The organism is Coleofasciculus sp. F4-SAH-05, assembly GCF_040222985.1.
In the GTDB taxonomy this organism is placed as follows: domain Bacteria; phylum Cyanobacteriota; class Cyanobacteriia; order Cyanobacteriales; family Coleofasciculaceae; genus Coleofasciculus; species Coleofasciculus chthonoplastes.
This window is the reverse complement of the sequence record NZ_JAVKBY010000237.1, coordinates 100,212-113,198: the sequence shown is the minus strand read 5'-3', so window position 1 is coordinate 113,198 and position 12,987 is coordinate 100,212. Positions and strand designations below refer to the sequence as shown.

The following is a 12,987-nucleotide window of genomic DNA, read 5'->3' as shown; positions in this document are numbered from 1 at the left end:
AAGAAAAACGTGCGATCGCGTGTACAAATGGTGACGAAATACCAGCCATTTGCGCTATAGTCTCTGTGGGGTAATCGGGTGGATTCAACCCGATATTTTCCTTTGTACAAGGTCATGGGTTTGTACAGGGTTATCGGTTTTCCCCGATCATTGTGTAGAGACGCGCCATGGCGCGTCTCTACAATCGTCATGTCACCGACTATTCTATCCCTTCAATCCGATCTTCAACCTCCTGATACAACTCGCGCAACATCTGCAAATTACTCTCACTCGTCTCCCAATACCCGCGTCCATTCACTTCCAACAACGTGGACACCACCTTGCGGAAGGAATGGGGATTCAAATTCATCAACCGCTTCCGCATTTCTTCATCCTGGATAAACGTCTCATTGGCTTCCTCGTATACCCAGTTATCTACCGCGCCAGCCGTCGCACTCCAACCCATAGTATTAACTAACCGCTTCGAGAGTTCTCGCACTCCCTCATACCCGTGACTCAGCATTCCCTCATACCATTTCGGGTTGAGTAGCTTCGTCCGCGCATCTAAACGCACCGTCTCCGATAACGTCCGCACCTGGGCGTTTGCTGTCGTCGTATCAGCAATATAAGATGCAGGCGTCTTACCATCTTGACGCAGGGTGGATACCACCTTCGTCGGATCAGAATCAAAGTAGTGAGACACATCCGTCAAACTAATCTCCGACGAATCCAGATTCTGGAACGTCGCCTCCGCCGTTTTCAATGACGACTCGAAAATCTGGCGATTCTGTTCCATCGTTCCCGGATTATCCGCACTAAAGGCAAAGGATTTCCGGGTTAGATACATATCCTGTAACTCGGATTCGCTTTCCCACGTACTATTCTCCACCGCCAGATTCACATTCGCTGCATAGGAACCCGATGCATTGGAGAACACCCGCGTCGCCGCTTGGCGCAGATTAATCCCCATATCCGCCGCCTGTTGCATGGCGTGTTTGCGGACAAAGTTCATCTCGTGAGGTTCATCCGCCTCAGCCGCCATTTTCACAGCTTGATCTAACAGATTCATCTGGTTGATAAACAAATCCCGGAATACGCCAGAACAGTTAATCACCACATCCACCCGGGGACGCCCTAATTCTTCCAGGGAAATCAATTCTAACTTATTCACTCGCCCTAAGGCATCGGGAACGGGTTTCACCCCAACCATCCACATAATTTGCGCCAGGGATTCCCCGTAGGTTTTGATATTATCGGTTCCCCAGAGGACACAGGCAATGGTTTCGGGCCAATTCCCACCATTTTCCGCCCGATGCCGCGCCAATAAGCGGTCTACGACGATTTTTGCCGATTTTACCGCCGCTGTAGTGGGGATGGATTGGGGGTCAAGGGCGTGGATATTCTTCCCCGTGGGTAATACATCCGGGTTGCGGATGGGATCACCCCCAGGTCCAGGAAGCACATATTCCCCTTCCAACGCTTTCAGCATCGCGCCGAGTTCGTTATCCGCGACAATTTGCTGGAGACAGAATTCCAGATACTCAAATAGGGGTTTAATTGCATCCGAGTCAACTTGACAGTACCCCGCATCAATTAATGCTTCTATCCAAGGGGTGCGTTTCCGCATATTAAAGAAATTCAGACTCGTCACCTTGGACACCCGCCCCTCGGCATCGGTTTGGGCTTGGACTAACGCCGCAACAGACGCACGAGTGGCTTGGGTGATGTCTTGAAGTAACTGTACATCCGCTAAGACACCTCGGTCATTATTTTGATAAATCTCGTCGATATCCCGGTTGAGACTGTTGGCGATAATTCGCAGTAGACTCAGGATTTCTTCCTCTGGACGATCCAGACTGGCAATATTAACTAATGTCGCGATCGCTTCCTCAGCGGTGGGCGGTTTGCCAATTACATGCAACCCACAGGGTAACAGCCGAGACTCAATCTCCATCAGCTTTTTGTAGACTAACCCCACCAGGGTATCCCGTTCTTCTGGGGTCAGTTCACTGGCGTCTTTTTCCGGTAAGGCGATATCTTTATCCAGATTCACCAAGCGGCATTTATCCATAATTGTGTTCACAATCGGAACGCCGCGTCCGGTGTCTTTCAGGGTTTGATAGGACCCAATTAATTCATTCAGTTCCTTCAACCCTTTATATAACCCTGCATTCTCCGCCGGAGGGGTGAGATAGGAAATGGTTTCGGCGTAACTGCGCCGTTTCGCGATCGTGGCTTCACTGGGGTTATTTGCAGCGTAATAGTAGAGATTGGGAATCGAACCAATTAAGTTATCCGGGTAACAATCCCCTGACATCCCCATCTGCTTACCGGGCATAAATTCCAATGACCCGTGAGTCCCGAAATGCAATACGGCATCGGCTTGCCAGAGATGTTCTAAATAGGTGTAGTAGGCGGCAAACCCGTGATGGGGGCTGGCGGAACGGGAGAACAAAAGCCGCATCGGATCACCTTCATACCCGAAGGTGGGCTGCACGCCAATAAACACGTTGCCGAATTGCTTACCATAAATGAGTAGGTTTTGTCCATCACTATTTAAATGTCCCGGCGGTGGACCCCAGTTTTCTTCTAAACGGGTGGAGTAGGGGGTAAACCGTTCATACTCCATCACCGACATGCGGTAGGCAATATTTAATTCAGGGGTTGCATACTGGGCTTGGGCGTCGTGGATGACTTGTTGCATCAAGGCTTCGGCAGATTCGGGTAAGTCTTCCACGTCGTAGCCGTTATGCTTCAGGGCTTCCATGACTTTATAAATTGACCCGAAGACATCTAGATAAGCAGCTGTGCCGACATTCCCCTTATCCGGCGGGAAACTAAATACGGTAATCGCCACCTTCTTATCCAGTTTTGGCTTACGGCGCAGGCTTGCCCATTTCAGCGCCCGATTTGCCACTGCTTCAATTCGATCCTGAAGTGCGATCGCTTTCCCGGTGGTGCCATCTCGTCCGGATAATATAATCGGTTCGATCGCGCCATCGAGTTCTGGGATGGCAATTTGCAGTGCCACCTGAATCGGGTGCAATCCCAAGTCACTCCCTTCCCACTCTTCTGTGGTTTGGAAGACTAAGGGCAATGCCACCATATAGGGACGGTTGAGGCGTTTTAAGGAGTCGATCGCCTTGGGATGATCTTGTCGCGCTGGACCCCCGACTAAGGCAAATCCCGTCAGAGACACCACCGCATCTACCAGAGTTACATTGGCTTGTCCCTTACTCGTGGGCGTGTCATAGAAAAAGGCATCCACGGGTTTGGAGAAATCCAGTCCCCCAGCAAACACAGGTAGAACTCGTGCGCCCATGGCTTCCAGTTCCTGTACCATTGCCACATAATGGGCATCATCCCCGGTTACCAGGTGGGTGCGTTGCAGGACTAAACCCACACAGGGGGCAAAGGGGTCTTTTAAATCTTCGGAGATATCGTCGCGATTGTTATACCAGGTGAAATACTCTTTGACATCCTCAAACATCTTTGTAGACAGGGGATGCCATATACCCATGTCTGGGTAAACCACCGGATCTTTAAATTCTAGGGTTTTTCCCTTGAGAACATATTTATCTGCCAGCATTAACAGGAAGTTTTCCAGGTTTTGGGAGGAACCCCCTAGCCAATACTGGAACGAAAGCATAAAGTTCCGGGCATCCTGTGCCTTGTCAATGGGCATATATTTCAGGACTTTGGGCAGCGTCTGCAATAGCTTCAGCATCCCATCTTGGAAGGATGAGCCTGACTTTTCCTTACGCTTCTTCATGAACTGGGCGATCGCACTCTTGGATTGACCCAGTTGTGCCATGGAGAAGCTGCCTAATTTATTCAGGCGCATTACCTGTGGCATAGAGGGGAATACCACCGCCGCATCTAAGCGATCGCGATGGGGTTGAACGGCGGCGACAACCTTATCCGCTAAGTCTTCGATAAAGATTAGCGAGGCGATAAAGATATTGGCTTGGGCAATATCCTGCTCAAATGCCTGATAGTTTTGTTCGTCGCGGAGTTCTTCGATTAAGTAGCCACTGATTTCAATGGCAATATCTGGCTGATTTTGATTGATAGAACGGACAGCCGCTGATAAAGCACTTTGATATTGTGGCTCTAGCACGACATAGACCACCTTCAGGACGTGACGATTCTGGGGGTCATCGGGGGTGATGTGACGAATGGTGGACTTGACGTGAGTGAACATACTGTTCTCGCTCCTTTTGATCCGTGTTCTCTTCTCATTGATAGGGTTCCAGGGAAGGTTGGCTTTGCTTCCCTTGGAATCGGCTTGGCGTTACAGTTAGGGCAACTTTAGTGGTTTTACCAAAAAATGCTGACCGATGCAGCGTTTTCGCCCTGGTTTGACACAATTCGATAGGAAGTTACCCCTATTACTTTACATTTATTTACATTTACTAAAGTATTCGCTCTAAATATTATTCACAAAAATTTACACTTAAATCAAGCTGGGCAAAATTATAGTCATAGCTTTAGACATAATAGGGTTTATGTAGACACATAACATTAGAATATATGGTAGACAGGGATAAAAGGACACAGACTCCCCAGCGAGGTTCGTGGGTGCGTGGTCTTGGCTAGATGCGATCGCATCTCCACAAAGAGGTACTGGTGCATACAAACTGGGCTTCCTTATCCCTTGCAGCGTTGGATTGTCTCCTGTGTTAGGATATCGCCAGTATTTGTGGAATCTTGTTGTAAGTCCCCTTTTCTTTAATGTGAAGGTAAAACAGATTTATTAAATAGACTGATAGATAAAAAAATAGTCTGTTTTTTAATAGATAATCCTATGTTAAAACGTATCTATATTGACAATTTTCGCTGTCTGGTAAATTTTGAACTTGACGTTGATACGATTAATCTATTTTTGGGTTCTAACGGAACAGGTAAATCGACAGTTTTTGAAGTCTTACAGAAAATCCAGGCATTTGTCAGTGGTGATAGCAAAGTCGATAAAATTTTTGACGCTGCCGACTGTACCCGCTGGCAAACCTTAACTGTTCAACGGTTTGAACTCGAACTTCAAGGGAATGGTGGTAGCTACAAATACGAATTGGGTATTGGTCACAATCAGAATAAATGCCGTGTTGAGTATGAGCGTCTGTGGTTTGATAACCAACCCTTACTGAAATTTGAGTTAGGCGAAGTTCAACTCTATCGAGACAACCATTCAGAGGGATCCCAATACTCTTTTGACTGGTCGCAGTCTATGATCCCTTCACTGATGCCAAGAAATGATAATACCAAGTTAACCTGGTTTAGAGAACGGATTCAACGATTTATCATCGTCAAAATTGTTCCCAGTTTAATGATTGATGAAAGTTCCCAGGAAGAAAGGCGTTTGGCGATTCAAATGGAAAATTTTGTGTCTTGGTATCGCTATCTTTCTGAAGACCAAGGTAAAATTGCTGAAATCGCCAATATCTTAAAAGATGTAATTGAGGGATTTTCTAGTTTTAAGTTTGAACGAGTCAGCGAACAAAACTTAGTGCTGACACTACGGGTTACCGGAGATACAGATAATTCTCAAACCCTTGAATATCGATTTCGGGAATTATCCGATGGACAAAAGATGTTAATTGTTTTATACACGCTGATTTATGGCACAAAACAGGAAGACTATACCTTGTGCATTGATGAACCAGAAAATTTCTTGGCTTTACCAGAAATTCAACCGTGGTTGATTCAGCTATATGATTTTTGTAGTGAGGGACAACTTCAAGCATTACTGATTTCTCACCATCCTGAGTTAATTAACTATCTTTTAGCGTCACCCATTGGCTATTGGTTTGAGCGTCAAAGTAACGCTCCTGTCCGAGTTAAACGTATTAGTAGTGAAGTCGCTGACAGTTCTGGATTACCCGTCTCAGAACTCATTGCCAGGAGATGGTTAAGTGAGTCAGCGTAGAGTTCAGATAGTGATTCTTTGTGAGGATCGCCAGCAAGAAGTTTTTGCCCGTCATTTCTTGAGGGAGCGCGGTTTTAATGGTATATTTCGCTCTAAAATATGTCCGCCTGGTCGCCAATCGGGAGAACAGTATGTACGCACTCAGTATCCGGTAGAAGTCAAAGCCTATCGTCAGAATAGAAACCGTGTATCAATTGGATTAGTGGTGTTGATTGATGCCGATACAGGTGGGTTGCAAGAACGACTTAATCAGTTAGAGTTCGCCCTCAGTGAAGATGCCCAACAAAATCGTCAACCCGATGACGCGATCGCGATCTTTATTCCTAAACGTAATATTGAGACTTGGATACATTTTTTGCAGGGAGAAACCGTAGATGAGGAGACAGAGTATGCAAAATACCAGAAGAATGAAGCGGCTTGTAAACCATCTGTGGAGAACCTAGCAGAACAATGCCGTTCTCAGAACTTACCAGACAACGCACCTGCGTCACTTCAGGCAGCTTGTGGAGAATTACAACGGCTATTACCACTCTTAAAATAAGTGCGATCGCGACTGTTACGTTAAATTTACACCTTAATAAGTATTTACAATGATAAAAATTCAATAAAATTAACTTTTTAAAGATTTCAATAAAACAACATTTTCTTTGATCCTTACTCTCAGAATCATATCGTGTCCGGTCAAACACCCCGAATAAAAATGCCTGAAACCCTTGTTATTACGGTATTGCAATTATGGGCAATCGTCAGGACATGATATCAATAGGTCAGCCGGGAAATAAATTTCCGGCTGATAGCTAAAGTCAGCTAAAGCTGACTAGATATTTTAACCCGTTTTAACGGGTTTTAGCTTTAAGCCGGAACTTGAGTTCACGGCTTAGTGCTAATGTGTGTGTCGATTGCTGCGTAGGGGCGTATTAACCTACAGTAATTGGCGCTTTCTCATCAAAGGAAAGGTATTGTTTATTTGTTTCTACTCCGTTGCTCTCCTGTCGCGTATTTCCGGATGCAATTGGCTGCTGTTGCATCTCCCAACTCTTGAGAACAATCAGATATTCATAGAATGCCTGTAGTGTACACCAAGCAAAACCGGCTTGACCATCTAGACAACCACCGAGGAAAAAATACATATAAATGAAGCGCAACAAAGGTCTGAAGGGAAGACGCAAGGACAAATCTTTTAAAGCTCGCCGTCGTTCGACTTCCGATTGACCCAAGCACAAATTCCACCAATTCACTCGTCCTTGTTCGAGTTGTCGCAACGTTTCAGCCGCCTCATTTGTGGAGTAGCGATTATGCTTGTCAATCCAGCGCGTCAAGCCTTTTGAACAGGTATAGTGAGGATAGGTTTCGTTGAGGAAACCTGTGGAACCGTTACAGACTTCTCGCTCGGTGTGACCATAATCTGTAAACCAGACCTTATTTTTCTGAAACAGGCGTAATTGATAGCGGGGATACTGGGTGCTGTGGCGAATCCATTTACCCATAAACAGAACTCGTTCTGCCACATAATAGCCGATGTGTTTGGGGTTTTGGATGGTGTCCAGACATTCTTGGAACAGTTGGGGAGTCAGGCGTTCATCGGCTTCCAGAATGTAGACCCATTCATATTTAGTAGGAATCGCTTCCAGCATCCAGGTGCGTTGTTTTCCGTGACTTTCAAATTTGTGCTGTACTATCCGAACGGGATAGCGGGAGGCAATTTCAATCGTGCGATCTGTGCTGAATGAGTCTACGACAATAACATCATCTGAAAGCAGGGCGGATTCAATACAGGCAGCGATGTCTAATTCTTCGTTGTGGGTGAGGATGTAAATGGAAAACATAACTGGTTTTGGATTGGATAATATTAGAGCCGATCTTTTTGAGATAATTCTAGTCCGCTAAAAAGTGGAGAAACCGTTGTTTTTGGTTTTCTCCACTGTTAAGTTGCTCCTTTCAAATTAAACATTAGAGCAAATAGTTAGTTAAGGTTCTGAGCCTATTTTTTTTACTTTTGCTTACGCTTCAAGGCTGAACCAGCACCGAGAGTACCAAGAACAAAAATCCCCAGTATAGAAGACGGTTCTGGAGCAGGTTGGGCATAAACCATGTCATCAAAGGTGTATGTTTCCTGGTGCCCACCACCCAGATTACCCTCTGTTAGTATGACCTGATCAAAAGGCGTATCGGACACGAATCCCCAGAAGTCACCTTGAAGGGTATTGGGAATCTCTTTGTCTATAAGCTGTTGACCATCCATCAATAAAGTAACAGTAGCAGCGATGTTTGAGCCACGACCACCAGGTCCGGCTAAATCCCAGATTCCCCCCCAAGCATTTATACCATCCCAAATTTCCGGTTGCTCGAACTTCCACGTTGTAGTTTGCAAGGGACTATCATTTATCAGATCGCTCCAAACCCCACCTTGGATTTTACCTACGGTGGAAATAACGCTCACCCCTGGATTTAATGTCTGATCCTCAAAGTCTTCTGTTTCAAACCAAGGTTCGTCCAAAGCATCTATCCAAGCTTGCTTATCTGTAAATACTGTAATGTTAGTAGCATCTGCTTTTGGTGCTAAGACTAAGACTGACAGACCACAAGATGCGGCGATAAGTGCTGAGCAAAAAGATCTTGAAGTTTTCATATTTCTCAAAAAGAATGATGGTTTCGTGTTTTTTCAGGTGCGCTTTGCATTATTAAATTTAAACTGTCTCTTCAGCGCTGTCAGTAGGAAAAAGTAGGAACATCTCGGAGCAGTTTTATAAAGTTCCCATGAAGAAGTCACCCCCTTTATGAAGCGTTTGTAAAACAGTAGGCAGGTTTTGTAAAGTTTTCATAAATAAGTTGGTCAGGTTGATCAAGCTTGTGTAAAACAGTAGGCAGGTTTTATGAAGTTCAGGTCAACTTGCCCACAGGTGTGTCTATAGGAGTAAAAATACTCATGCGTCTTGAAGAAGCACTTGAACTCTTGCAATCCTTTGTCTATACCCAAACCCAGCAACACTTAAATACTCTGCAAATAGCTGTACTGCGGGGTTCTTGGCAACATCAATCCTATGAGCAAATTGCCGAAACTTACTGTTTCTCCAGCGCTCACGCCAAGACAGTTGGTGCCAAGTTATGGAACGTTCTCTCCCAAGTGTTTGGTACAAAAGTTAATAAGAAGAATTTTTCAGTGGTTCTGGAACGTAAAGCGAAAGAGTGGATGGTAGAGAAGGCAATCGATATAGCCACTCAGTCAGCTTTTCCAGGAACTTTATCGTGCCAAAACCACTTATCTGTTACATCCGCTACAAAAAATTGTCCCACATTCTGCGTCATTCCTGAATTACCCGGAGGTCAAGTTCCGCTAGAGTCTTCCTTTTATATAGAACGTCCTCCCATTGAAGAACGCTGCTACGATGCTATTGGACAACCCGGAGCATTAATTCACATTCATGCTCCCACCCAAATGGGGAAAACATCCCTAATGGCAAAAATTCTACAGCAAGGAAGATGGCAAGAGTATCATACTGTAACCTTAAGCTTTCAGCTTGCGAGTAGCCATGTCTTGAGTAATCTGGATAAATTCTTACAATGGTTCTGTGCCAGCATTGGTAAAAGCTTAGGGTTACCGAATCAGGTGGCTGATTATTGGGATACTATGTTGGGTGGCAAATCCAGTAGCACGGATTACTTTGAGAACTATCTGTTAGCAGAAATTGATAACCCTATCGTCATTGGCTTAGATAATGTTGAAGTAATCTTTCAATACCCGGAAATTGCCTCAAATTTTTTTTGCCTGTTGCGAACCTGGAATGAGAAAGCTAAGTACGGAAACAGTCTAAGCCGAGTCTGGGAAAAACTGCGGTTAGTCGTCGTTTATTCAACCGAGATTTATACGCCCTTGATGATTCATCACTCAGCGTTTAATCTGGGACTATCCATTGAGTTGCCAGAATTTACCAGAGAGCAGGTACAAGATTTGGCATGGCGCCATGAACTCAATTGGGATATTGATCAGGTCAAACAACTAATGTCTATAGTTGGGGGTCATCCCTATCTAATCCGAAAGGGACTTTATCACATTTTGAAACAAGATTTTACCCTAGAAGAGTTGTTAGTTAAGTCTACCGGAAAAGTTAGAATTTACAGCGAATACCTGTGTCATAAATTATCGAATCTGCGACATTACCCAGAACTTTATTCAGCGTTTACCCAAGTGACAAATTCACCAACACCTGTGGAATTAGAATGGGAGCAAACCTTACAATTACAGACAATGGGATTAGTGCAGCTAAAAGGCGATCGCGTGCTGCCTAGCTGCAATTTGTATCGTCAGTATTTTAACGTCTCAGCGTCTCATCTACAGGAGTTCTACCCTAAGTGATAGTAAGCATTACTTAGATTTTAGGCAATTGGTTAGTATTTATTTTTTGTTAAAGATTATATCAAATCAATATTATCTGAATAACTTCTTGCTGCGCTACTTCCTAAACAAATAGCATCAGAGTTTCCCGGTTGGAAAGGGGCGGGTTTATTTGGATCTGGGTGCAACCGAAAAAATAGTCGTAAAACCCGCCCCTACATGGTGCAAGATGTGAGATTGCTCCAGAATAGTGCAAGTGACCCACTACGCCGTAAGATCGAAAGCATGATCTACCAACCACCGCGCCCAACGATTCCTGAGAGTACCTGGCAACGTCCGATTGGACAGGGCTGGGAGAATCCCTACACTGTACGCTATGCCAGTAATCTGGATGATGGACCCTGGCATGGTATGCCCCTGGGTGGATTTGGCGCAGGTTGTTTGGGGCGATCGCCACGGGGAGATTTTAATCTATGGCATCTGGATGGGGGAGAACATACCTTTAAATCTTTGCCAGCTTGTCAGTTTAGTGTGTTTGAACAGCCAGAAAACCAAGATGCCCAAGCTTATGCCCTTTGCACTGAACCCCCAGAGGATGGCAGTTTGGGTAAATGGCAATGGTATCCCACGTCGCCTAATGTAGAGACCAAAAATGGCGCGTCTCTACCAACGGGAACCTATCACGCCCTTTATCCCCGCAGTTGGTTTGTCTACGAGAATGTCTTTCAAACGGAATTAACCTGCCAACAGTTTTCCCCAATTTGGGCAGACTGTTATCAGGAAAGCAGTTATCCGGTGGCGGTGTTTGAATGGAGTGCCCATAATCCCACAGATCAGCCGATTACCTTAAGTATTATGCTCACCTGGCAGAATATGGTGGGCTGGTTTACTAATGCAATCAAGCATCCTCAAGTTCAAGTACGGGATGATGGGAGTCCAGTTTACGAGTATCAACCCCGTTGGGGAAATAGTACCGGGAATTATAATCAATGGATTGTGGATAATTTTCGCGTGGGTTGTCTGTTAGATCGGGTGAGGTTGCGGGATGAGATTGACGAAGGCGAAGGACAACTCTGTTTTGCTACGGTGACGAATCCCAGTCAGGAGGTATTCTATCACTGTCGCTGGAACCCCACAGGCGATGGATCACAGGTGTGGAATACGTTTGCCAGTGACGGGAGTCTGAGTGATGTGCAAGATGAAACCCCTGCTGAACCCGGAGAACAAATTGCGGGTGCGATCGCGGTACGGGTAAGACTGCGCCCAGGGAGAACCCGCAAAATCCCGTTTATCCTGGCTTGGGATTTTCCGGTAACTGAGTTTGCTTCTGGGGTTAAATATTACCGCCGTTATACGGATTTCTTTGGACGCACCGGGAATAATGCCTGGTCAATGGTTCGCACCGCCCTCAAACATTCTGACCTTTGGCAAGAGAGAATTTTATCCTGGCAAAATCCCATTTTACAGCGTCAGGATTTACCCAATTGGTTCAAAATGGCGCTGTTTAATGAATTGTATTTGTTATCGGCTGGGGGGACAATTTGGAGTGCGGCAAATGAACGCAATCCGGTGGGACAATTTGGGGTTTTGGAATCCTTTGATTATCGTTGGTACGAAAGTTTAGATGTGCGGCTGTATGGGTCATTTGCCCTGGCGATGTTGTGGTCAAGATTGGATAAAGCGGTACTGGAAGCCTTTGCCCGGGCAATTCCTACCCGTGATGATACGCCTCGAATTATTGGCTATAACCAAGCCACAGCCATTCGCAAAGCCGCTAATGCCACACCTCACGATTTAGGTGCAGCGAATGAACATCCGTGGGAGAAGACAAATTATACCAGTTATCAAGATTGCAATCAGTGGAAGGATTTACCCTGTGATTTTGTCTTGCAGGTGTATCGAACCTTTGTGTTTACGGGGTCAAAGGATATTGAATTTTTAGCCGAATGTTGGTCAGCCATTGTCAAGGCGCTGGCGTATCTGAAAACCTTTGATCTCGATGGGGATGGGATTCCAGAAAACTCCGGCGCACCGGATCAGACGTTTGATGATTGGCAGTTGCAGGGAGTTAGTGCTTACTGTGGTGGACTATGGTTAGCCGCCTTAGAAGCCGCAAGCGCGATCGCACAGATTCTCCTGGACAATTATACCCTCGTTTCTGCTATTAATCTGCCTGATCCGGAGTCGATTCAACACACCCTGAACAATTACCATAAATGGCTGCAACAGGCAAGACCAATTTATCAAGAAAAACTCTGGAATGGTCAATATTATCGCCTAGATAGCGAAAGTGATTCCGATGTGGTGATGGCAGATCAACTTTGTGGTCAGTTCTATGCCCAATTATTAGGGTTACCGGATATTGTTCCCCCAGAATGCACCCAGTCAGCCTTAAAAACGGTTTATGAGTCTTGTTTTTTAAAGTTCCATAATGCCGAATTTGGTGCAGCCAATGGGGTAAAACCTGATGGTTCTCCCGAATATCCCGATGCGACTCATCCCTTAGAGGTGTGGACAGGGATTAATTTTGGACTAGCCGCATTTTTAATTCAATTAGGGATGAAGGATGAAGCCTTAAAGGTGACAGAATCAGTGGTGCGACAGGTGTATGAAAATGGGTTACAATTTCGCACCCCAGAAGCGATTACACCTGTTGGCACATTTCGGGCGGGTCATTATCTGCGGGCGATGGCAATTTGGGCAGTTTATTTGACGTTGAGTCAATCCTAGGGGCTTGGTAAGCTGTCAT

At 45.4% G+C, this 12,987-nt stretch carries 7 protein-coding genes and 1 pseudogene; 4 read left to right on the top strand and 4 right to left on the bottom strand.

Annotated features, from left to right (window positions below):
* A pseudogene (locus RIG27_RS29060) lies at positions 1 to 191 on the bottom strand (transposase); the annotation flags it as partial.
* A gap of 8 nt (positions 192 to 199) precedes the next feature.
* Positions 200 to 4,183 (bottom strand): magnesium chelatase subunit H, encoded by a 3,984-nt coding sequence (locus RIG27_RS29055; protein WP_446350598.1) that lies wholly within the window; start codon positions 4,181 to 4,183, stop codon positions 200 to 202.
* A 603-nt stretch (positions 4,184 to 4,786) separates the two neighbouring features.
* Here RIG27_RS29055 and RIG27_RS29050 point away from each other — a divergent pair.
* Positions 4,787 to 5,905 (top strand): AAA family ATPase, encoded by a 1,119-nt coding sequence (locus RIG27_RS29050; protein WP_446350597.1) that lies wholly within the window; start codon positions 4,787 to 4,789, stop codon positions 5,903 to 5,905.
* On the top strand, positions 5,892 to 6,446 hold the full coding sequence (locus RIG27_RS29045) for a hypothetical protein (protein ID WP_446350596.1): 555 nt from the start codon (positions 5,892 to 5,894) through the stop codon (positions 6,444 to 6,446). Before RIG27_RS29050 ends, RIG27_RS29045 begins: the two co-directional genes overlap by 14 nt.
* 376 nt (positions 6,447 to 6,822) lie before the next feature.
* Here the strand turns inward: RIG27_RS29045 and RIG27_RS29040 are convergent, their stop codons facing one another.
* Positions 6,823 to 7,731: a glycosyltransferase family 2 protein gene (locus RIG27_RS29040; RefSeq protein WP_446350595.1), complete on the bottom strand. Its 909-nt coding sequence runs from the start codon at positions 7,729 to 7,731 to the stop codon at positions 6,823 to 6,825.
* A 164-nt stretch (positions 7,732 to 7,895) separates the two neighbouring features.
* Positions 7,896 to 8,534 (bottom strand): PEP-CTERM sorting domain-containing protein, encoded by a 639-nt coding sequence (locus RIG27_RS29035; RefSeq protein ID WP_446350594.1) that lies wholly within the window; start codon positions 8,532 to 8,534, stop codon positions 7,896 to 7,898.
* Positions 8,535 to 8,831: 297 nt separating this feature from the next.
* On the opposite strand from RIG27_RS29035, the gene RIG27_RS29030 reads away from it, so the two are divergent.
* Both RIG27_RS29030 and RIG27_RS29025 read left to right on the top strand, forming a co-directional pair.
* The gene (locus tag RIG27_RS29030; protein WP_446350593.1) at positions 8,832 to 10,259 is read left to right on the top strand and encodes an AAA-like domain-containing protein; all 1,428 of its coding nucleotides are present in this window, start codon (positions 8,832 to 8,834) and stop codon (positions 10,257 to 10,259) included.
* A gap of 264 nt (positions 10,260 to 10,523) precedes the next feature.
* Positions 10,524 to 12,968 carry a GH116 family glycosyl hydrolase gene (locus tag RIG27_RS29025; protein WP_446350592.1) on the top strand — a complete coding sequence of 815 codons (2,445 nt, stop codon included), beginning with the start codon at positions 10,524 to 10,526 and terminating at the stop codon, positions 12,966 to 12,968.
* The last annotated feature ends 19 nt before the right edge of the window (positions 12,969 to 12,987 follow it).